Below are 23730 nucleotides of genomic sequence, written 5' to 3' on the forward strand. Positions count from 1 at the left end.
AAAAATCGCTGCGACAAAACCTGTCGCGGCGATTTTTGCTTGGCTTAAACTGTTGTACCAGCGATTACTTTAACTGGTAAGGTATATTGTGCTTCTAAGTGACAGTCCGTATTTTTGATTCGTTGCAATAGTAAGTCGATCATCAGTGTCACCAAATCATCGATTGGTTGACTAATCGTCGTTAACTCTGGATGATAAGCTTGCATAAAGGGCGTGCCATCATAGCCAATGACACTTAGATCCGTTGGTACTTGTAATTGTAGCTGTTGCGCGACTTGCAACACCAAAAGTGCCGTTAAGTCATCCGTACAAAAGATGCCATCTGGACGTTCAGCCCGCGTTAAAAGTTGTTTAATTTGAACTAACTTTAATGTCGGTGATAATTGAAAGTTCAAAATCGACCGTGATGCCGTTAGTCCCGCGGCTTTCAAGGCCGCATAGTAACCCGCTAACCGTTGATTAGTCGGACTATTAGGCTGCTGCCAACTTGTGATGATATGGGGCCTTTTCACGCCCGCATGGACCATCAACTGACCGGCTTGGCGCCCGCCTTGTGCATTGTCAGAACTCACAATGGGAATCGTCTTTGATAAATAACGGTCAAATGAAATAATCGGCAAACCCGTTTGCTCATATTCTTGAATACCCAAGTTATGGGCGCCGGCAATGATGCCATCAACTTGATTAGCCATCAACATCCGTAGGCAGGCCCGTTCTTTGTCGGGATCATCCCCGGCATTACATAGCATTACCCGATACCCCTTCGCAAATAACTGTGTCTCTAACAATGACACCATCGCCCCAAAGAAGGGATTCGCCACGCTTGGAAAGATCAAGCCAATCAACTTCGTTTGCTTGCCCTGCAAGGAACGCGCCAAACTATTCGGCTGATAATTCAATTGTTGCATCGCCGCAAAGACTTTTTGTTTGGTCGTTTCAGATAACGACCCATAATTATTAATGACGCGTGAAACTGTCGTCGGTGAGACACCGGCCACCTTAGCCACATCGGTTAGTTTTACCATTTTAATCCCATCAATCCTGATTTATTGAAGCAAGCTGCCAGCCTTGTAAGTTTAACGCCACCGTAAAGCCGGTGGTGGTTAATTGCCACGGCCCGGCCGGTGGAAATAGCCGGCCCGTTAAGACGGTCGCACCATCATTCAAGTACAACTCAAACACGCTATTATCGAGTAATAGTTGACCGGTAACAGCCTGTCCAACCGGTAAAGTTGCTGTTCGACTCGTCCCATAATCCACGGCAACACCGGCGCCAGCAGCGCTTCGATCAACCACTAGTTTACCATGAACCGTATCAAATGTGAGAGTTAACCCAGCACCAGTCACCTGGTTCATGACAATTGTTAGGGTGCCCTGCTGGTCAGCTGGAATCGTAAACTGCAACTCACTTTGAGCTGGAATGCTGGCTGATTCAGTAGTTAAGGCTAATCGTCGCGTCCGTAGTGTTTCAAGACTGGTGACGGGGGTTTGTCGTAATTCGCCGTGGCATAGCCGTAACGTTTTGACCATGCTCAACCCATTAGCCCAACCTTCCTGGTCACTCGGATAAGTGGTATCTGGCAACCCAATCCAGCTCACCGCTAAAACTTGACCATCTGGGGCATTAAACGCTTGGGTCGCATACACATCAAAACCCGCATCTAATAAACGCAGTGGACTCGGATTAACAATGCGCAGGTGCTCCCAATCAAAAGCCGTCCCCACCACATACGCATTCGGATAGCGATTATCACTAGCTAACACGTCTGGGCTAATGCCCTGTGGACAAAAAGTCAGGACGGGGCGATCGTCAATGAAGACTAAATTTGGACATTCGACCATGTACCCTAAAGCTTGGTCGCCAAACGTCAACTCACCAGCAATGTGCCACGGACCGGTGACATCACGGGCCCGATAAACCAAGATATGACCCGTTTGATCCTGCTTTTGTGCCCCTAAAATCGCATAATACCACTCGCCGTGTCGAATCAACTGTGGATCGCGAAAATGTTCAGTCACGCCCGTTGGTGGGTCACTGATAAGCGGCGCTACTAACTTAGTCACTTGATTAGCCGTCGTTAACCAAGCCCCATTTTGTTTCGGATGCCGTTGCCACTGCTGATCACGGACATTGCCGGTATACATTAAGAATAACCGGTCTTCAACTGGCAGTGCCGACCCGGAATAAACCCCTTGTTGGTCTAGTGGGCTATCTGGCGTTAGCGCACGACCCAAGTTTTGCCAATGAAGCAAATCATCACTAACTAAATGTACCCAGCTTTTTAATCCATGTACCGGGCCAAATGGAAAACTTTGATAAAATAACTGCCATTGACCATTGAAGTAAGTAAAACCATTGGGATCATTTAATAAACCGGTCGTGGGCTGGATATGATACCCAAACCGCCAATGTGATTGTGCGATTTTGGCACGTAAGTCGATTAATTGTTGTGCCGGCCATTGCGCATACGGTCGATAGCGCATTGCCGTCGTCCAACTGGTAACTGTCATTCTTGGTTCCTCCTAATGTATCCGTTATCATTAACGCTATCTTAAGGTCTATTGATAAAAATGTCAAACGATTATCAATTAAAAAAGTTTCTTCTTGTCTGAATAGCATCATTAACAGCATCACACCAGAAATAAATATTGTCACACGTTTGACATTTAGGCCAAAACTAGTATGATTAATGACAACGATACTGATGATTTTTTTGTAACCGTTCACAATTTCAAGCAAAAAGCGTATACTAATACACAAAAGTATATACATATAACGATTAATTGGAGGATTTTAACATGACTTTAGGTGCAATTGAAGCAGGTGGAACTAAATTTGTATGTGCGATTGGTGACGAAACTGGGCAAGTCACCGATCGGATCTCGATTCCAACCACGACCCCCGCTGAAACCATGGCAGCCGTCGAAACTTATTTTAAAGCCCATCCGGTAGCCGCCATCGGCATCGGTTCATTCGGCCCGATTGGGGTCAACCCTGACGATCCGAAATACGGCTATATCACGACGACACCTAAACCTGGTTGGGGCGATTTTGACTTTTTAGGTCACTTGAAGCAACATGTCGATGTGCCTTTGTATTGGACGACTGATGTGAATGAAGCGGCTTACGGTGAAGCAGAAATGGGCATTGCTAAAGATGTTCCTAACAGCATTTACGTCACGATTGGGACTGGCGTTGGCGCGGGGGTCATTAGCCACAATCAAATTTTCAATGGTCGCACGCATACTGAATTAGGCCACATGCGGTTAAACCGCCTACCTGGTGATGACTTTGAAAACAACTGCCCTTACCATGATATTTGCTTAGAAGGTATGGCCGCTGGTCCCGCAATTGGCAAGCGAACTGGTAAAACCGGCAAAGATGTTGCCAGTGATGATCCGGTCTGGGAAACTGTCGCTGATTACATCGCGCAGGCCTGTGTGAATTTAACGGTCGCTTTTGCGCCAGATAAAATCATTTTAAATGGTGGCGTTATGAAACAAACCCAACTATTTCCAATCATTCGTCAAAAATTTGAAGCCTACTTGAATCACTACGAAACGGTCCCCGCTTTAGATCATTACATTGTGCCGGCCGGACTCGGTGATAATTCTGGGGTTGTTGGTGGCTTACTCTTAGCTAAGCTTGCTCTGCAAGAAGCTTAATCTTTACAAGATTCATACACAAACTTGATGAAACCTTTGTATCAGCTTGTTACACTACGAATTGAAACAAGCTAGCCAACCCCTAGAATGTTTTCGGACAGTCTTCCTAATATGTGATGACTATCTAAAACGCGTTCAGCTATTTGCTGGACGCGTTTTTGTGTGCTGATTATGGGCCAGCAGGATGATGCAATTAACCAGGGCCACTAATAATGATGACGCTTTTTTCATGTGACGCTTGGCTACGACCGCTTCCTACTTTGTGAGTCGAAACGTGTTCAGACCGACTGCTCCCTCCGCTTAGCTACGCCAACGATACAATGCCAAGCCCGCATTATACCGTTGGCGTAGCTATGCTCAGGAGCAACCCGTCGGTCCTCACACTCTTGTAAATAAAAAGAGACCCGGAAATTCCGGGCCTCCAAGGAGTAGGTTAGAATGAATTTAACATCATTCTAGAGTTTTGGGACTTGACCCCAACAAGTTTCGGACACGTCGAGATCAAGTTTAAAAAGGTTAGCTAAATTAATTGGTAGCACTTGCCACTGAATCGGCCAATTCCACTGACTTACCGTTAAGTTCGATCGTTAATGGTTGTCCACTAACTAAGTCAACAGTCGTCCCGTTTTGATCCACGGCCACCTTCAACAAGCGACCCCGGAAGTTAACGTGGAATTGATAGTGTTGCCATTGCTTCGGTACAAATGGCGCAAACGATAAGGTATCGTCGCGAACCCGCATCCCAGCAAAGCCTTGCACAATTGCCAACCATGAACCAGTCATCGAGGTAATGTGTAACCCATCGACCGTATCATTGTTGTAGTTATCAAGGTCTAACCGCGCTGTCCGGGCATACATTTCAACGGCTTTGTCTTCATAATGTAAGTCCGCCGCTAAAATCGCATGAACTGCTGGTGACAAGCTTGATTCATGAACCGTTAATGGTTCGTAGAAATCAAAGTTAGCCTTCTTTTGTTCATGGGTAAAGCTATCCATGAAGTAATAGACCCCTTGCAAGACATCGGCTTGCTTGATGTATGGTGACCGCAAGATTTTATCCCATGACCAGTTTTGGTTGATTGGCCGTTGGTCCGCTGGAATGGCGGAAACTGGCTTGATATCTTTGTCCAAATACGTGTCATTTTGAACAAAGATGCCTAACTTGTCATCATGTGGGAAGTACATCCGGTCAACAATATCTTGCCATTTCGCCAATTCGGCCGCTGAGATGTTCAGTGATTCACGCTTATCATCATCGACCGTCTTCAAACTAGCCAACGTATATTCTAACGTCCAGCGCGCCATAAAGTTGGTGTACCAGTTGTTGTTGACATTATTTTCATATTCATTTGGCCCAGTGACCCCATGAATCATGTATTGTTGGTTTCGTTCAGAGAAGTGGACCCGATCAGCCCAGAACCGTGAAATCGCAGTTAAAACATCAATCCCTTTGGTCTTCAAATACGTGGTATCGCCCGTGTAACGGGTGTAATTGAAGATGGCATACGCGATGGAACCATTCCGATGAATTTCTTCAAAGGTAATTTCCCATTCGTTATGGCATTCGATCCCGTTGAAAGTGACCATTGGGAACAACGCGCCATCTAAGCCTTGCATTTGGGCATTATGATAAGCGCCATCCAATTGGTTATAACGGTATTCGAGCAAGTGTTCCGTGACGTCTGGTTTAGCTAATGACAAGTAGAATGGTACCCCGAAGGCTTCGGTATCCCAATAAGTGGCACCACCGTATTTTTCACCGGTAAAGCCCTTTGGTCCTAAGTTCAAGCGACTGTCTTCACCATAGTAAGTTGAGAACAACTGGAATAAGTTAAACCGAATCCCTTGTTGCGCCGCATCGTCACCATCAATGGCAACATCGGCAAGTTCCCAGCGTTTAGCCCAAAGATCTGTATGCGCTTGGCGTAAGTCTTCATAACTTTGGCTTGCCACTTGTTCGCTGATTTGGGCTAAGCCGGTCCGCAAAGCCGTCACGTCTTCATAATCACGTGAGGTCACCACAATGACCCGTTTTTCAAAGGTCTTGGTTTCGTCAGCGTCCAACGTGCCACGGAAGATGTTGGTCACGGCTTTTTCGGTTTCCGGTGCAGCTGCACCCCGAAAATCCGTTTTATGCATCATTTGCATCCCTAAAGTAAAACGTGGGGTGCCAAAATCGTTTGGCTTAGTTTCAGCGACCATGCTACCACCAGTGATGGCATGGCTCTTGTCTAAGACTTGCCAGAATTGTTCATCATAGTTCGCGTCTTCGTTGAAGACGTCCGCATCGATTTGGGAGATAAACCCGAGTTGCACTGGTTCTTCACTCAAGTTATGCACGCTATAGTGCACATCGAACAATTCTTTTTGGGCAACACTGACAAAGCGGTCGATCATGAACTGCACGCGCTTATCCCCTTTGGTCACAATGAATGACCGCCGTAAGATACCACTATGCATATCAAGATCTAAGGTGAAATCACTGACTTTATCTTTAGCTAAATCAACTTGGTCACCATCAATCGTCAAGTTGACTTTGATGAAGTTGACTGCGTTGATGACCTTACCGAAGTAAGCTGGATAACCGTTCTTCCACCAACCAACTCTAGTCTTGTCTGGGTACCATACGCCCCCGAGGTAAATCCCCTTTAAGGTGTCATTGGAATAATGTTCCTCAAACATCCCGCGCATCCCCATGTAGCCGTTTCCAATACTAGTAATACTTTCTTGTAGGCGTTTATCCGTTGGCACTAATTCGTGGCTAAGCACGTGCCATGGATCAACTTCAAAAATTCGTTTCATTCGTTTACGTCCTCCTAATTGGCCCTGATAAAAAGAGCCTGAGACATTCCTGTCACCAGACTCTTTTCAGCAGATCTAACGTGACCGCACTACGCTTGAATTATTCAATCGTAACTTGGGTATCGTCATCGAAGAAATGAGCCTTGCTCATTTCAAATGCCATTTTGACTTCTTCGCCTGGTTTATGATAATCACGAGCATTAACTTGAGCCACAAATTCAGTGTCCCCGGTCCGTGAATAGAGCATTGAATCAGTCCCTAAGAATTCTGAAACTTCAACTTTGGCATCAACCAAAGCATCCGACATGGCTTCTAAGGCCACTTGTTCGGTATGAATATCTTCTGGCCGGACCCCAACGGTAAGTTTCTTACCTTCGTAGCCTTTATCCCGTAAGACCTTTAAACGGCCTTCAGGAATCGCAACATCTAAGCCCTTGCCATTTGAAACGCGGCCGTTTTCCAGCTTTGCATCAAAGAAGTTCATTGAAGGAGAACCCATAAAGCCAGCGACAAACTTATTAGCTGGTTTGTTATACAAATCATCAGGCGTCCCAACTTGTTGGACTTTCCCGTCATTCATAATAACAATCCGATCGGCCATCGTCATCGCTTCGACTTGGTCATGAGTAACGTAAATCATGTTGGTCTTTAAACGTTGGTGCAATTGGGCGATTTGTGTCCGCATTTGCACCCGTAACTTGGCATCCAAGTTAGAAAGAGGTTCGTCAAGTAAGAATAACTTGGCATCCCGGACAATCGCACGGCCCAAGGCCACCCGTTGCCGTTGCCCACCTGATAAGGCCCCTGGCTTACGTTGTAAGTAGTCAGTCAACCCTAAAATATCGGCGGCATTATCAACCCGTTTCTTGATTTCATCTTTTGGCATCTTCCGAATCTTCAACCCGAAAGCCATGTTGTCAAAGACCGTCATTTGTGGATATAACGCGTAGTTTTGGAAGACCATCGCAATATTACGATCCTTAGGATGGACGTCATTCATAACTTCGCCATCCATCTTCAAATCACCTTTAGTAATATCTTCCAACCCGGCGATCATCCGCAAAGTTGTTGATTTCCCACACCCGGACGGACCAACGAAAACGATAAATTCATTATCTTTAATATCTAAGTTAAAATCAGTTACCGAATCCGCATCGTTGCCAGGATAACGTTTATAAATATGTTCTAGTTTTATTTCAGCCATTACGCAAACGCTCCTTCATTTCCATAGTTCATTTCGCTTAATATCAGTTCGTCGCTTGATTGTCATCGGTTGCTTTGATTCTCGGATTAAAAATGCGGTAAGTTGCTAGCGCTGCCAAAGACATGCTAAACAATAAGATGCAAAAGATTAATCGAAGTTCAAAGTTAATGGCAAACAGCCCAATCGTCGCTACTGCTGAAAGCAATAACTTAAAGGGGTGGGCTACCACCAATTCAATGACCGAAGTTGATTCAAACTGACTGTAATTCCATCCGTTCCAAAGTGTTAATAACACGACACCTACAACTAACGTGACAACATGTAACATCACATTAGTGGTGGTGACCCGTAATAAGATCATCCACCCACTTGCCAGCACCGCAATTAACACATTGGGCTGCCAGTGCATTAAAGCTTTTAAATAAGCTAACCCAGTTGCGCGGAGAAACGACCCACTATCAGTCGTTTGCCACGTTTTAACTGCTTGATACGCAGCAGTTGTGGCTGGGACGGTAAAGGCCACTAACATCACGGTGACCAGACTCATCGTTAACGCGTAAGTTTGATTCATTGGCAAACTAAACGCCAAAATCAACATCACTAACACGGGTAAGTTGATCAAAAACCAAACTAAGTTAATCGTGACTAACGCGGCAATCCAGTTGCCTATAACCGTCAGTTTTTGACCAAACTTTGATTGTAAATTTAACATTAGGACCCTCCCTTCGCTTCATTGACTTTAATTACTTAACCGCACCATCAGTAACACCCTTGATAATGTAACGTTGTGCAAAGATGTAGAAGATAATGACTGGAATGATCGACAACGTCAATCCGGCTAACGCTAAATGCCATTGCTTCGTGTATTGCCCGAAGAAGAAGAACATTTGTAGCGGAATCGTGTATTGATTTTGTGGTAAGACCAGTGATGGTAACAGGTAATCGTTCCAAATCGCAATGATGTTTAAGATACCGACGGTCACCGTAATTGGGGTGAGCATTGGAAAGACAATCTTAAAGAAGATTTGGAACCGATTGGCACCTTCCAATTCGGCGGATTCATCCATCGCAATTGGAATACTGCCCATGGTCCCTTGATATAAGAAGATCGAGAGACTGGCATCAAAGCCTAAATACATGAACATTAATCCCCACATATTAAGCATATGTGCTTGACCAAAGTTCGCGGTCAAAGGAATCATAACCGTTTGGAATGGAATCAACATTGCGGAAACAAACAACATTAACAAGGCGCCACTTAATTTACTCTTGTTCCGTTGTAAGGCGTATGCCGCCATTGATGAAAACAAGACTAAGATTAAGACTGACACGACCGTAATCAATAGTGAATGGCCGAGTGACGAGATGAAGTCCAATGCTTTAAAGGAATTGTTGTAGTTAGTCGTCGTGGCTTGCCCGTTACCAGGTAAACTCAAGACGGAAGCAAAGATTCCTTTTGGCGTTTTGAACGAGTTCGTCAAAATCATGTAAAACGGGAACAGCCAGATGATCCCTAGCAGTAGACCTAAAATTCCTAGAAAGAAACGACTTGTTTTTTTCATTAGAGATCCACCTCCCGCTTACGGTTATAGTAAACTTGCAACAATGAAATTGCGGCAACAATTAGGAAGAAGATCAGCGCTTTAGCTTCCGCCAAGGCGAAGTTATTTTCGGAATAGGCCGTATTAACAATGTTCATGGCTAACATTTCGGTTGACTTGTAAGGGCCACCATTAGTCAAAGACAAGTTTTGATCATAAATCTTGAACCCGTTAGAAAGCGTTAAGAACATGCAAACAGTGAACGCTGGTGCAATCATTGGGAACGTAATGTGAACGAACCGTTGCCATGGTGAGGCACCATCCATTTCAGCAGCTTCAATCACTTCACTTGGAATGTTTTGCAAGTAAGCGATGTAAATAATCATGATATACCCACTCATCTGCCAAACTGTCACGATAACTAAGCCCCAAAAACCAGTCTTAGCATCGGTCAGCCAGCCGGTCAGCCAAGCCATATGGAACGCCTTGCCTAACGCATCAAATGCTTGAGTAAAGATAAATTGCCAAATGAATCCTAAGATCAACCCACCAATTAGGTTTGGCATGAAGAAGACGGTCCGTAATAAATTGTTACCCTTGAACTTTTGCGTTACAAGTAGTGCTAATGCCAAACCAATCACGTTGAGTAAGATAACGGTTACAATTACAAACTTAATCGTAAACCATAAAGCGGCTATAAAGCCGCTATTATGGAAAAGAGTGATGTAATTTTTAAAACCGAGCATCTCAGTATAGCCCAAGCCATCCCAGTTCGTGAATGAATAGAAAACACCCATGATTGCCGGAATAAAGACGACTAATGCTAACGCAACGAGGGTTGGCGTCAAAAAGAGCCAGAACGATAAGCTTCGATTCTTCATAAATAAATCCCCTCTTCTGAAATACTGTTTAAAACTCAGCTAATGGACACTATTTCGAGGCTTGTTGTTCGTTCCAACCCTTAATAGAATTCTTAACTGTTGTGTTCCAACTTTGCTTGCCTGAGAGATACTTTTGTAAGTTTGGTTGGAACGTATTTGGATCCCATGATGTCCCAGTGTATGCAGGGAAGGCCCAACCGATTGTCTTGTGTGCTTGTGAGTACTTGAAGACAACTTGAGTTAAAGCATCTGGCATCTTGGCATCGTCATAGCCTTTGTATGCAGGAACAAAGTGTAACTTGTTAACAACTAACTTCTTACCTTCTTTAGAGGTGTATAACCAGTCTAAGAAGTTCTTAGCAGCAGTTTGTTCAGCAGTTGACTTGTTCTTGTTAACACCCCAGTAGAGTGAAGTCCCAACTGGTAATTTGTTTTCGTAGCCCTTAACAGGAATTGGAATCATACCCATATCGTTCTTAGCGAACTTCTTGTCGATTTGTTCAACAGTTGAGTAAATCCAGTCCCCTTGTTGAATCATCGCAACTTTACCTTGTGAGAAGTTTTGGTTAACTTGTGATGAGTAATCTTGTTGCATGACAGGACCAACAGAGTAGTTCTTTTGTAAGTCGATCATGGCCTTCATTTCTTTGTTAGCCGTGAACTTCATGCTCTTAGAGTTGTACATCTTCAAAGCATTGCCGCCGAATTCTTGACCAACATACAAGTTAGCTAAGTGATCAGAAAGAATCCAGGTTTCCTTACCAGGTAAGCAGAAGACCCCTTTGATGCCCAATTTTGATTTTTGAGAATCAATCTTCTTAACCGCGGCGGTTAACTTAGCCATCGTGGTCAACTTAGTTGCATCCACGCCAGCCTTCTTGAAGATCTTCTTGTTGTAAACCAACCCATAACCTTCAACGTTGAATGGTAACCCAACGGTCTTACCGTTAGATTTAACTGCATCCAAGGTACCTGGTTGAGCTGCTTTAGCGGCCTTCGTGTTAGATAAATCAGCTTCTTGAGAAGCAAATTGTTTAACATCGGCTGGACCAGCTAAACTAAAGATCGTTGGTGCATTCCCAGAAGAAATCCGGGTTTTAAGAACTGGATCGTAATCGGTACCCCCACCGATTGAAGAAACTGTAATCGTTACATTTGGATGTAACTTGTGATACCGTGCCGCAATTTGTTTAAATTGCTTGTTTGATTCGACCTTACCTTGTAAGATCGTAATCTTAACCTTCTTGTTAGACGAACTTGAAGAATTGCTATTACCACAACCGACCAATGTTAATGCCATTGCGCCGGCCATTACTGAAACGCCTAACTTTTTCCATCCCATTGTCATGATGTTACCCCCTACTTAATTTTATTAAGATACATAACCTTTATGACAATTACAATTATGACTATCTGAAAGCGGTTTCGCAACCCTTTTCACAATGTTACCGATAACAAGATTTGTATCAGATTTAAGAATGCTGTTATATCAAGGCTGACGGCGATTACATTTTGTGCAATCGGTTGCAGGATTTCATAACTTCACCACATTCTGGTCACAAAAATAACCTAAAATGTTGGCCTATACCATTGCTATGTGTAGGCTTTCACTTTAGGTTATTTTCATCAAAAATCACGATTTGTTGTTTATTGGATCAAGATAACTGGTGCATTTGCCAAGGTTAACTGCTGCTGTGTGACCGTGACATCAGTTCCGGTAAGTTGATTGACATATTGACCATCTGGCAAGTCACAGGCAATTTCGCCTTCAAAAGGTCGTAACGCAAAGTAACCTTGGGCCAACTTATCACCTAACTGATATTGGATCCGCATCACTTGGTCATTTAAGGCGGTGACCGTATAGGCCCCTTGAACAAAGAGTTGATTATGTTTAATAGAAGCAACCCGTTGAATCGTCGCCGTTAAATTCAATGGCCCCGCCAATGGAACTGGATCAGCATCAAATAAACTTGGTAAATGATCATTGCCGAATTCTTCGCCAGCATAGATCAACGCACTGCCCTTTTCAAACAAATTGAAGGCGAGCCAATTTTGCAAGGTTTGGGGATCCTTAAGATAGCTGGCAGCCCGCGGCACATCATGGTTTTCTAAGAAGCGCATCTTCACATAGTTCTTCGGGAACGTGACATCTTGCTTCATTAAGATGCGGGCAAATTCACCTAAAGTTCGCTCGCCAGCCGCAGTGGCATGTAAATCATCTAAGACGTCGTAGTCATAGACCATGTCAAACGCTTGGTATAATTCACTATCCGACAAGTCTTCAAAGCCGTTGTCCCGAACTTGTTTCAAGAAGACCGGGTCATTGCTTTCAGCAAGCCAAATCAAACCTGGCTTATAGGCCGCCAATGCTTTGCGGGCCGTTAACCAGAAGTCCAGTGGCACTAATGGGGCGACGTCACACCGGAAGCCGTCTACATAATCCGCCCATTGTTTCAATGTCTCGATTTGATAGTCCCAAAGTTCGTGGTTCGCGTAATCAAGGTCGATAATATCCGACCAATCGGCGACCCGGTTACCTAAGCTACCATCAGCTTTACGGAAGAACCAATCTGGATGGTCCGCTAATAGCTTGGAATCTGGTGACGTATGATTATAGACGATATCAATGATCACCCGCATGCCTTGGGCGTGGATTGCCTCAGTCAATGCGACAAAGTCCGCCTTTGTGCCCAATTCTGGATTGATTTTGCGATAGTCTTGAATCGCGTATGGTGAACCAAGGGCGCCTTTCCGGTTTTTTTCACCCACCGGATACATCGGCATCAGCCAAATGATATTGGTACCTAAAGCTTTGATACGCGGTAAGTCAGCCTCAATCGCTTTAAAGCCCCCCTGTGTTGTATAGTTGCGTGGAAAAATCGAATAAATAAGTTGTTCGCGTAGTTTTAAGTCTGTATTTTGAGCCATGTTCCATTCTCCTTTAAGTTAAGCCTTTGCTTTGGTCACCGTTAATGACCAGGGTTGATAGGTGGCTTGGTCACCAGCATGCGTCACACTGCCTTCTAGCAGTTGGACCGCTGTCGCCGTTGGGTTAGTCATCGTAATTGCTTGGTCCGTCAAATTGCAGGTGACCGTAGCAGTAACTTTGCCCAGTGTTCGCGTATACTGGAAGATTCCCGCCGGCGTGGCTTGAATCACTTCATCACCTTGGGTAAACAGCGCCGTTTGCTTGAGCTTTAATAATTTACGATAAAAGTTCAACAAGCTCGTTGGATCGGCTTGTTCACTCGTCACCGCAGTGCTAGTCGTCGGTCCCGCTAACCATGGGGTCACACTAGAAAAACCAGCCTGGGGTTGGTTTTCGGCCCATTGCATTGGTCCCCGGGCGGCCATTTTATGCGTCGCATTCAACATGGCCAGCGCTTGTGCTTTCGGATAGCCAGCGGCAATTGCTTGATCATAAAATGGCTTGACCGTGCGATCATTGAACGGCGCTAAGTCGGTAAAGTTTAAGTTTTCCATCCCGAGTTCTTCCCCATAATAAATAATGGGTAACCCACGTTGTAAGTACAGCATCGTCGCCAAGCACTTCAAGCTACGATCGTGATATTGCTTGCTGGCATACCGGGTCGCCAGTCGCGCCATGTCATGATTGCTCCAATATAAGACTGGTAAGCTGACCCCAGCGAGCTTGGTTTGAATCGTGGTCAATTGGCGTTTCATGCCTTCAACATCTAATGCCTTTGGTTGAAAAGCCGCCGGTAATTGTGCATCAAGTTGGTCTTGCCGATCAACTAAGGACCGAAACGTGATGACTGCATTACATTCATTATTTTCGGGGCGACTATAATCAATCAACAGTTCTGGGCTCGCTGAAGCTGCCTCGCCGATAATGAAGAGGTCAGGTTTATACTGTCGTAAAGCGCCACAGAACTTACTTAAATACGGTTGCACGTTTGGTAAATGCGCATAGAATTCTTCCGCGACCGTTGGCTGATCAGAATTATTCGGCACATTTTGTTTAAAGTTCGCTTTATCAATATGAATAAACGCGTCTAATCGTAAGCCATCAATGCCTTTATCGACCCAGAACTTCGCAATTTCTAAAACTGAGTGCCGAACTTCAGGATTACGCCAATTCAGATCAGGCATGTGCCGGTCAAATAAATGGAAATAATACTGGTCCGTCGCACCTGGGTCAGCTTCCCAAACACTGCCACCAAAAAACGAGCCCCAATTATTGGGTAACTTGCCCGGCTTCGGCCCGTCCGCCCACAAGTAATAGTCCCGATACAACCCTTGCGGATGCTCAATGGCATCTTGGAACCACGGATGTTGATCCGAAGTATGGTTCATGACAAAATCTAGCAATAAATACATGCCATTTTGATGCAGCGCGGCGATCAAGTCTTCGACATCTTGCATCGTGCCTAAGGATTGGTCAATCGCGTAATAATTCGACACATCATAGCCATTATCGACTTGTGGTGACACATAGATTGGGTTTAGCCACACGGTTGTAATGCCTAACTTCTTTAAATATGGGATTCGTTGAATCACCCCACGTAAATCCCCGATACCATCATCATTAGTATCTTGAAAACTTTTCGGATAAATCTGATAAATCACTTGCTGGTCATACCACTTGCCCATGGCCGCTACCCCCTCATTCCAGTAAATGAAGCGTTTTCACTTCGATGTCTTTAGCGTACCGATTATTAAACCGGGAAACAAGGGGGTAATTCGTGTTACCGGTAACAGCTTTTAACCAATTGGGTATCAAAAAAAGACGTCACTTGGACGTCTTCAATCTCAAATAATAGCAATTACAACTGGTCATTACGCGTCGAACCACCAATCGACAAGGTTGGCGTTAATTGTTCGATGCCCTGTGATTGACCATCTTTATCAATTTTGGTGAGCAACATGCGCGCACATTGCACCCCAAGCTCAAAAATCGGTTGCTGCACCGTCGTTAACTTAGGCGTGGCGACTTGATTTAAAAAGACCCCATCAAAGCCAATGATGCCAAAATCTTGTGGAATCCGTGCATTAAAAATCGTTAATCCTTTTTCGATGCCAAATGCCAATCGGTCGCTGGCACAAACATAGCACGTGTTCGTCTTCAACGTGGCCCAATGACTTTCAATATATTCCATCGCTAAGTGACTATGGTTACTGAAGCGATGAATCATCGTCGGTAATTGATGATTTTGCATACTCATCAAATAACCCGCCTCACGTGAATATTCGAAAGGTTCCTTAACATTGATCCCGATAAACTCAATCTGGTCATACCCTTGCTTGATCGCATATTCGGTCGCCATTTGCGTCCCCAACGTATTGTTGGTATCGCAATAATCGAGTTCTAATCGGTTTTCACCAAATAACACAACTGGCCGCTCTAATCGCTGCAGCCACTCAAAATCCGTATGGCGCATCCCGGTGACAATATAGCCATCGCATCCGCCAATATCAAAATTATGTTCCGTCACCAGTTGCAATGAGTATTGTTCCTTACCGAGCTCTTTTGAGATTCCCGCCAGTAAGTTCATATAATATGGTTCAGTCGTGTCCATATCTTCCAAAATAAACAACTTAATAATCTGTGTTCGATTATTAACCAGCGCCTTAGCGGCAACGTTGGGCCGATAATTCAGCTCCCGCATTGCCGCAAAAACACTCTGCTTTAACTCATCACGGACCTGTTCGGGGTGATTGATCACCCGCGACACCGTCATTTTCGACACATTGGCCCGCTTCGCAACATCCGTTAATGTCGTCACACTTACACCCCCGAGTCTAATGTGTTACATCGTTACAACTGAATGCCGTTCAATAATTTGATGCGGTACGATTAATTTGGTTGATAAATGTTCCTCATTTTGCAGACTGACCGCGATTTTAGCCGCTTCATTACCGAGTCGACGTGGGAAAATCTCTACCGACGTCAACGCGGGATGCGCCGCTTCAGAAAAGACTGAGTTATTGAAGCCAATGATCGATACATCGCGATTTTCAACCACCGTTGATGACTTCAGGACTTGTTGAATGCGCAAGCCTAACATATCATCGACCGTAATAAACGCCGTGATTTCCGGATGTTGCGTTAAATATTGCACGATCAGCTGCCGTCCCCCAGGATATTCTTTGGCCGGTAATTCAAATGAATTAATGAGCAAACCGTTATCCATCATCACGCGCTGATAGCCGAGCATCCGATCGTTTTGCACCATCTTTTTTAAATCATTATAAACAAAACAAATATTTTGATGGCCATGATCAACTAAAAATTGCGCCGCATCGGAACCTGCTAAAATGTTGTCATTATCAACGTAGGGCGTTTCGTTAACGAGCTGATACGGCTTGCCAATCATGACATACTGCGCATTTAGCTGCCGTAATTTCGTTAAAATCGGATCGTCCTTCTCTGAATATAATACAATAAATCGACGGATCATGCCTTGGGTCACCATAATATCGATACTATTTAATAATTCTGCTTGTGACGAGCCAGTCGCCAAATTGACCATAGTTTGTGCATGATAGCACGCTTCACTAATCCCACGTAAAACTTTTAAGAAGAATGGATTCGTAAAAATTTCATGGTGGTCGACTGGCAAAATCACCCCAACCGCATTACTCCGTTTGTTGGCCAAACTTTGCGCATTAAAATCTGGGGCGTAATGGAGTGACTCCATGGCTTTCCAGACCCGTAATTTAGTTTTTTGACTAATTGCTGGATTATCGTGCATCGCCCGCGATGCCGTCGAGGGCGAGACTTTTGCGAGCTTGGCTACATCTTTAATCGTCGCCATATGATTACCTCCAATGTTTCCGTTTTCATAGCTACATTGTAAAGGTTTGAAATTGTTAATGCAACCGGTTGCAAAAAGATTGCATAAAAAACGAACTATCGGCTTGATAGTCCGTTTGGCCGGTTAACGACCAATCAATTCAGCAATCATCCCTTTAATCGCTGGATCACTAACCGTTGATAAATAACTCATGACTTTAGCAGGATCGTCCGCCTCGCTGTAAGCTTGCCATACGGCGAGCTTCGTTTCAAAATCCAGCTTAGCAAATTGTAATCGTTGTTTGATGAGCTGCGTCACCAGGGATTGTTGGTCGACTTGACGATAATCCGCATAACTAACCGTCGTTGCCGTTTGCGTACAAGTGTCCGCGACCGCACCAACTAAAACAACTTGATATTGCCGCTCAGCTGGGATTAACTCGGCCCCAACTTTAACAGCAATCGTCAACTGCTGGTGGGCTTCATCCCAAGTTAATTCGGTCTTGGCTAACTGATCACCTTGATGCTCAACTAATGTATAGTGACCATCGGTACCCGTAAAGACCTTCAAGACCAGCTTCGTTGGTAATTGATCAACGGGCGCCAGATAATCTGGATTAAGCGGCACAATGCTCCCGGCTTTCACGAAGACCGGATAAGTGGCTTTTTCGCGGTAAGCTTCAAAGACGCGATCGCCTTGATAACGCAAACCAGTAAAGAAGTCATACCACGTGCCCTTTGGTAACCAGACTTTGGTTTGTCCCAAATTGGCGGTCGAATCAGCTGGTGTCGTAATCGGGGCCACAATCATGGCCGGACCGAATTGATATTCATTAGGTAAATCGTAAGCCATCGCCGCTTCAGGATGTTGGTAATACATCGGTTGCACTAGCGGTATCCCATGCGCGTGGGTTTGATAGTTGGCACTGTCCAAATAAGGAACAAGTTGACTCCGCAATTGCAAGAAATCAATCATCACTGGCGCAATCGTTTGGTCGTAATTCCAAGGTTCTTTGCCCATAAAGATATTGTTTGAACTGTGTAATCGTAAAATCGGGCTAAAGACGCCTAATTGTAGCCAGCGTAAAGAAAGTTCACCGTCGTAAGTGCCTCGCATATGGCCACCAATATCATGACTCCACCACGTATAACCAATATTGCTGGCCGTCGCGGTAAAGTATGGCTGGAACTGTAGTGAGGCCCATGACGCCACCGTATCGCCAGAAAAGCCAATCGGATAGCGATGACTACCGGGACCTGCATAGCGAGATAAAATTAGCCCTTCACCGGGATGCTGACGCGCATTATCGGTATAGTGATCAATATTAAGGAGCCAGAGTGGATCGATGCGCGTTTTACCACGCGCCCCACCTTGTTGCCAGTCTAGCCACCAAAAATCGACGCCTTGCGCTTCCAATTGATGATGTAGGTCAAAGTAAGCTTGTTTAAAAGCCGCGTTTTGCAAATCAAATAAAGCTGGTTGTTCGTTGGCCGTATCGAGTTTGAGTTGCCTCGCAACCGCTGGATAACACGCTTCACTAGGCCGAATACCAGACGCCGGATGGACATTTAATGTCACTTTGCGGCCCTGTTGATGAAGTTTCGTCATCATTTTGGCCGGATCAGGGAAATAGTCACGATTCCACGTATACCCAGTCCAGCCACTCCCGTATTTGGCGGGGATCGCTGTCGTATGCCAGTTCATATCAAACACCGTAACTGCAATCGGGACTTGCTGCTCATCGAAATGTTGCATTAATTTTAAATATTCCGCTTGGGTGTAGGGATAAAAACGACTCCACCAGTTACCCAGTGCGTAGCGTGGCACCAATGGCGGAAAACCAGTGAGTTGATAATAAGCTTTGAGCGTGGCTTGATAGTCGCGACCATAGGCAAAATAATACAGATCAGTCTCCGCCTGTTCACGCGCCGTTGCGGTCGTCCCTTCAAGAATAAATGAGTCGGAATCATCCAACACACTGAAGCCATCTTTTGACATTAAACCATCCGCCAATGGAATCGCCCCATCAGCCCGGTCTAACGTGCGCGCCGTGCCTTTGAGATTTTTTTCGTTCGTTTCCCCAAAATACCAGCGACTGTAGTGCACGCCATAATTAGAGGCCGCATCAATCATCAAGGTGTCCGCCGCAAAGGCCCCGCCTTCGTAATACAAGTGAAAACCAGCCGTTTTAATTTCTAACTGATGACCATGTTCATTTTGATAAATTTTAAATTCTGGCACTGGAAATTTCCGATTTTGAACGGCCTGCGTATGCCGGTCTTCAAATTGACCACTAGCTGAATACTCCAACCGAATCAACTTATCGGTCAGCACGGTAAAGCGTGCATGGTCGCCAACGATTTGATTACCTGTGACTTGCATATAGTTATACCCCTCCAACAAATGACCTTACAATTACCGTAACACGACGGTTTAATGCAACCACCACGTTGTTGTAAAGTTCTTATGTATTTATTGCTAAACAAACGTGTTAACGTTTCCAGTGTAATGTAAAGCGGTTTCATTTTAAAGGGGTAATTTTCAATGATACTAAAAAATACCCGCATTTGCGGGCATTTGGAGATTAGCACCAGACATTCACAGCTGTATTTAAAACTGATAGTTGGCGTTGTGTGACCAAGTCATCATCCATTTGTTTAACCTTAGCCATCATTCGTGTACTTGCAAGCTTTGATTCCGCTAAAACTTCATTTATTGGCTGATTCTGCTTACGAATGCGGACATTCTCTTCTTTTGTGACCAATACTTTATTGCCAATTTGATTGGCATTTTCAATATGTTCATTAAGTGTTAAGACCTTAACCGCATTAATATCAATTAAATCTTGTTCAGCTTGATAATAAGTCTCAAAGAGCAAATGTTTCGCAACCTTTTCAGTCTTGGCTTGAAAGTGCGCCCAACTCGCTTTAAATTGAGACGTTGACAGCATGTCTACTGCAATTGCTTCATTGATTTCAACAACAGTTTTTAACCGATGATCATTTACTTGTTCAGCAATCATGGAAAACATCTTTTCATATTTATTAGCGACTAAGCCACCAACCGTAAAGTTGTAAACAATGAAACTATAAATCTTGTGTAATACCGGTAACAAGTCTGCCTCAGTAAACCCATTTTTAATCATTGCTAAAACCAGCGGATAAAATGTTTTGCCACCCATATCTTTCAATACACCCAACATGACAATAACTTGTTCATCTTCAAAATAAGCATTATTTTTAGGACTCGTCATCGCAACAAACACATCAGCCAGCCTATTCAACTCTTCTGCAAATGTTATGGCATCACTACTAGTTCCAATCCTACTGTGAATCGCTTTATACAATGCCTTTTCTGTTGCAAATTTACGTGTTGCGTTCCAATAAGCCCGAATAAAACGCGTTGTCATTCCGGAATCATTATTCAACCGATCCATCATCTGATTCCAAGTCGTTTGAACCGTCTCTAGCTCATATTGTGCAGTTCGAAAAACATGATTCTTCAATAAATCACTAGCATTTAAGTCACGACCACGAGCATTTAGCGTTTCAAAAATAACAAAAGCCGCGGCCTCATCCGGTGTCACAATCGTGATTACAAAAAAGCTTTGTGTCAAATGCTTATACAACATCTTTAAATAGTTCAAACGTTCATTACTAGTTTTAAACTGATGTAACATCTCTGCAACGTGTTTTTGTAACAGTGTAAACGTCTGATTAATATTCTTGAGCGATTGTTCCTGTGTTTTCGGTGCATTAACAAAAGCTTGTGGTGTCTGAATATACTTATCGAAGTAAGCTCGCACTGAATCACTCTGTACTAAATGATAGTGCAGCCGATTTCCGATAATGTCCTCTTGTAAATCATTGGCACGAATTTTCGCTTCAGAACCATTCTGATCATCAGCTTCAGCTAGCGCCAATAGTGCATCACGAATCACCGCAAAGAAAATAGTTACCGTTGTTAGCCGCTGTTGACCGTCAATGATATATTGTTTCTCATTACTACTGTTCATGACAATCTGACCAAAAAAGTGATCAACTTGATTATCATCCATTACTTCCATTAAGTCATTCCACAAATCATCAACTTGATCAGCCCCCCATGCATAACCACGCTGATAAATCGGAATCGCCATATTAGTCACTTCTTTAAAAAGTGCTTCTAAACTATATTGTGTAAAAGATAGATTTCCAGCCATAATTAACTCCTTTAGTTTTTGATGTTACATCAGTTAATTACGTAAATTATTGCTTAGATTTTTTTAATCTTAATTTAGCATCACTATTCTGATGGTTCTAGCAGCAACAATAATTCAAAATATTTTCTTTTTAATGTGAACCACTTTTAATCTCCGAAACTACTAATTAATTGTTTCAATAAATATAAGCACCAAGATGTACTGGATTATTATAAATATCGTTATAGCAACTTTTTATAGCCTATCAACACCCTGGTCTTCTATTAAAATTATCGTTATACTACGTGCACTAACAATCGCTTAGGAGGACATTTTCGTGACAACACATTCATCCATCAAATCACTAACCTTACTTGGCGTTTTAACCGCCATGCAAATTGTTTTAGGCAGTTTATTATCCATTCAATTTCTAACCACTAAGATTGCTTTCGCTTTTATCATTGTTGCTATTACGGCCAGACTATTTCCACCACTAATTACGGCCGGTAGCACCGCGTTAGCTTACTTTCTAGGTATGCTGTTATTTCCAAAGTTCACGTTTTTCCCTGGGTTTATCCTGACCGCCTTTTTAACCGGACTCGTCTTTGGCTATGCGTTTTATCGCCAAACATCTTTAACGCGTATTCTCATCGCCAACTTTATTGTCACATTTATCTTGAACTTGTTTTTAAACAGCTTGTGGTTACATCTGATGTACCTCACACCTTGGTCGGTTTTATTAACAACGCGATTTATTCAAGAAGTTGTCACGATCATCATTTACACGGCCATATTGGTTATCTTATTTAAAGTACCCATTTTGAACCAACTAACTGAGCGCTTTAATCTTCACTAAGCCATTGACACCACTAAAAAAGCGTAGCCACGTTGGCTACGCTTTTTACCTAAATTCAATTAATTTCCACTCGGATACAATGACAAACGTTCAGCCCGATAAGACCAGTCGCCACTACTAAAGTTGGTCCGGTTCACATCAAAGACCACTTTGTTCGTCTTGCGGTTGACTTCCACAAACTCACTGCGCTTCCCATTATCGGCATAACCAAAACCAATCAATGTATTGCCTTGACCGACTCGATAACTACTCCCGACAATATTCGTGAAGTTGGCCGTCCCACGTGATTTACCGTAAGACCAAGTTGTTTTGACCGTCTTTTGCTTTTGGTTCAACCTAACTTCAGTCCCCATCGAATATTTCTTATTCGTGGCTTGGTCCCCACGAGTCACAGCTACATTATTGTCATAATATTCCAAATGTAAGACGTTACCACCGTCAGCTTCACCGACGATATTAATCGCATGTTGCCCACCATTATATTGGAAGGTCGTTCCTTTAGCTGACTTCACCAAATACTTTTGATAGCTAGCAGGAATCTGTTCATTGGCCCCTAAGATCCACTTCAACTTACCGGTCTTGTAGTTTAAGCCTAAGACCATGGATTGGTTCCGTCCCGAGACCACTAACAAGTTATGCTTTTGATCATAAACCATCGAGTTTTGGTGGAACCAATCTAACTTACCATCAGAACGGGTCGTCGCATCATATTTCGTATAAGCACTCTTGAATAAGACCCGCTTTAAGTCGATGACTTTTTTAATCTTCCCGGTTTTACGATCAATTTGAATCATGGTATCTTCAACATACTTTGAACTACCATCGTCCACCGTCAACAAGAAGTCGCCATTCGGCATTTCAATGGCATCATGATGAATCACCGTGTTAACCGCGGTCTTCTTTGGATCAGTCTTAGTTGGAAAGACCCCACTGAAGTTATATTGCTTGTAGATTCGACCATAATAATCGGTGATTCGTAGCGCATTATACTTCGAATCACTTGTGGCTTTTTTCGTCAAAACTAACAATTGACCGTTCTTTAATTGTTTAAAGACGTGTGAAATCTTATTCGTCGCATACCACCGGACTTGGCCCTTAGCATCTAAGCCATAGGTTAAACCTTGGCTACTAACCGCAAAGGTCAGCTTAGTGTTCCCTGTCCCTAGTGACATCTTACTTGGCGTACTCGTCTTTAACGTATTGGTCCCAATATCACTTGGCAATTTACCGGTTTTAACTGTATACGTCTTGGTTGTCTTTTTCCCAGCCTTAGTCGTATAAGTCACTTTAACATGATTGGTCCGGTTAGCATATAACCCTAATACACCAATCTTGTGACTCGTTTGATAACCCTTGATCGTATGCGTCAACGTAGTGGCCTTAGTATCACCCACTACTTCAGTCGTCACTTGGGTGGCTTGCTTGGTCTTAACTAAAATCAACGCTGATAACGGACTCGTTTTGTATGGGTTCGTAATCACTTTGGCGGCCGCACCCGCTGAAAGTGACTTGAGCGTCTTCGTATATTTAGCCGTTAATGTCTGCGTTTCGGTAATCCCGGTCGTGGACAACGTTGGTTGTAGCCGCTTCTTAATGGTAGCGGTCGACAACCCACCTAAGTCTTCGACTTGTTTGGCGTGTTGGGCGACATCCTTAACTGGCTTTGCTTGAGACTGTTGCCAATACAACGTGCCCCCAACTAGCGCTAAGACAATAATAATTAGGCCGCCGACAAGCCAAGGTCGGCGCCGTAAATCATGTTTCATGCTTAATCACCATTTCCCTTTTTAATTAATTTCCGTATATTCAAGCCAATTGTTTTATACTATAAAATTAATCATA

Annotated in this window: 17 protein-coding genes; 2 read left to right on the forward strand and 15 right to left on the reverse strand. The window is 43.8% G+C overall.

Going from position 1 to position 23730, the window contains the following annotated elements; translation table 11 throughout:
• Positions 1-44: 44 nt before the first annotated feature.
• Both FFM75_RS01075 and FFM75_RS01080 read right to left on the reverse strand, forming a co-directional pair.
• Positions 45-1025: a LacI family DNA-binding transcriptional regulator gene (locus FFM75_RS01075; RefSeq protein ID WP_137627341.1), complete on the reverse strand. Its 981-nt coding sequence runs from the start codon at positions 1023-1025 to the stop codon at positions 45-47.
• Between the two features lie 10 nt (positions 1026-1035).
• The gene (locus FFM75_RS01080; protein ID WP_137627342.1) at positions 1036-2511 is read right to left on the reverse strand and encodes a sucrose-6-phosphate hydrolase; all 1476 of its coding nucleotides are present in this window, start codon (positions 2509-2511) and stop codon (positions 1036-1038) included.
• Positions 2512-2799: 288 nt separating this feature from the next.
• On the opposite strand from FFM75_RS01080, the gene FFM75_RS01085 reads away from it, so the two are divergent.
• Positions 2800-3666 carry a fructokinase gene (locus FFM75_RS01085; protein WP_137627343.1) on the forward strand — a complete coding sequence of 289 codons (867 nt, stop codon included), beginning with the start codon at positions 2800-2802 and terminating at the stop codon, positions 3664-3666.
• A 525-nt stretch (positions 3667-4191) separates the two neighbouring features.
• Here FFM75_RS01085 and FFM75_RS01090 read toward each other — a convergent pair.
• The 12 genes from FFM75_RS01090 to FFM75_RS01145 form a co-directional block, all read right to left on the reverse strand.
• On the reverse strand, positions 4192-6468 hold the full coding sequence (locus FFM75_RS01090) for a glycoside hydrolase family 65 protein (RefSeq protein WP_137627344.1): 2277 nt from the start codon (positions 6466-6468) through the stop codon (positions 4192-4194).
• A 100-nt stretch (positions 6469-6568) separates the two neighbouring features.
• The gene (locus FFM75_RS01095) at positions 6569-7672 is read right to left on the reverse strand and encodes an ABC transporter ATP-binding protein (RefSeq protein WP_137627345.1); all 1104 of its coding nucleotides are present in this window, start codon (positions 7670-7672) and stop codon (positions 6569-6571) included.
• 43 nt (positions 7673-7715) lie between these two features.
• Positions 7716-8384 carry a hypothetical protein gene (locus FFM75_RS01100; protein WP_137627346.1) on the reverse strand — a complete coding sequence of 223 codons (669 nt, stop codon included), beginning with the start codon at positions 8382-8384 and terminating at the stop codon, positions 7716-7718.
• Positions 8385-8415: 31 nt separating this feature from the next.
• Complete coding sequence (locus FFM75_RS01105; RefSeq protein WP_137627347.1) at positions 8416-9234, reverse strand: carbohydrate ABC transporter permease; 819 nt, start codon at positions 9232-9234, stop codon at positions 8416-8418.
• Positions 9234-10094, reverse strand: a complete 861-nt coding sequence (locus tag FFM75_RS01110; protein ID WP_137627348.1) for a carbohydrate ABC transporter permease — start codon at positions 10092-10094, stop codon at positions 9234-9236. Before FFM75_RS01110 ends, FFM75_RS01105 begins: the two co-directional genes overlap by 1 nt.
• A gap of 49 nt (positions 10095-10143) precedes the next feature.
• The gene (locus tag FFM75_RS01115) at positions 10144-11442 is read right to left on the reverse strand and encodes an ABC transporter substrate-binding protein (protein WP_171001401.1); all 1299 of its coding nucleotides are present in this window, start codon (positions 11440-11442) and stop codon (positions 10144-10146) included.
• Between the two features lie 299 nt (positions 11443-11741).
• Positions 11742-13022 (reverse strand): alpha-amylase family glycosyl hydrolase, encoded by a 1281-nt coding sequence (locus tag FFM75_RS01120; RefSeq protein WP_137627350.1) that lies wholly within the window; start codon positions 13020-13022, stop codon positions 11742-11744.
• Positions 13023-13040: 18 nt separating this feature from the next.
• Entirely contained in the window at positions 13041-14708 is a 1668-nt protein-coding gene (locus tag FFM75_RS01125) for an alpha-glucosidase (RefSeq protein ID WP_137627351.1), read from the reverse strand.
• A gap of 173 nt (positions 14709-14881) precedes the next feature.
• Positions 14882-15841, reverse strand: coding sequence for a LacI family DNA-binding transcriptional regulator (locus FFM75_RS01130; protein WP_137627352.1), 960 nt, complete (start codon positions 15839-15841; stop codon positions 14882-14884).
• A 24-nt stretch (positions 15842-15865) separates the two neighbouring features.
• Complete coding sequence (locus FFM75_RS01135; protein ID WP_137627353.1) at positions 15866-16873, reverse strand: LacI family DNA-binding transcriptional regulator; 1008 nt, start codon at positions 16871-16873, stop codon at positions 15866-15868.
• 123 nt (positions 16874-16996) lie between these two features.
• Complete coding sequence (locus FFM75_RS01140) at positions 16997-19234, reverse strand: glycoside hydrolase family 31 protein (protein ID WP_137627354.1); 2238 nt, start codon at positions 19232-19234, stop codon at positions 16997-16999.
• Positions 19235-19436: 202 nt separating this feature from the next.
• A complete protein-coding gene (locus FFM75_RS01145; RefSeq protein WP_137627355.1) occupies positions 19437-21053 on the reverse strand; it encodes a DUF262 domain-containing protein in 1617 nt (538 codons plus the stop codon).
• Between the two features lie 316 nt (positions 21054-21369).
• Between FFM75_RS01145 and FFM75_RS01150 the strand changes: the two genes are divergently transcribed.
• Positions 21370-21888, forward strand: a complete 519-nt coding sequence (locus FFM75_RS01150) for a folate family ECF transporter S component (RefSeq protein ID WP_137627356.1) — start codon at positions 21370-21372, stop codon at positions 21886-21888.
• 59 nt (positions 21889-21947) lie between these two features.
• Here the strand turns inward: FFM75_RS01150 and FFM75_RS01155 are convergent, their stop codons facing one another.
• On the reverse strand, positions 21948-23654 hold the full coding sequence (locus FFM75_RS01155; protein ID WP_137627357.1) for an aryl-sulfate sulfotransferase: 1707 nt from the start codon (positions 23652-23654) through the stop codon (positions 21948-21950).
• Positions 23655-23730: the final 76 nt, after the last annotated feature.

This window comes from Lactiplantibacillus daowaiensis, from assembly GCF_005405085.1.
Lineage (GTDB): Bacteria > Bacillota > Bacilli > Lactobacillales > Lactobacillaceae > Lactiplantibacillus > Lactiplantibacillus daowaiensis.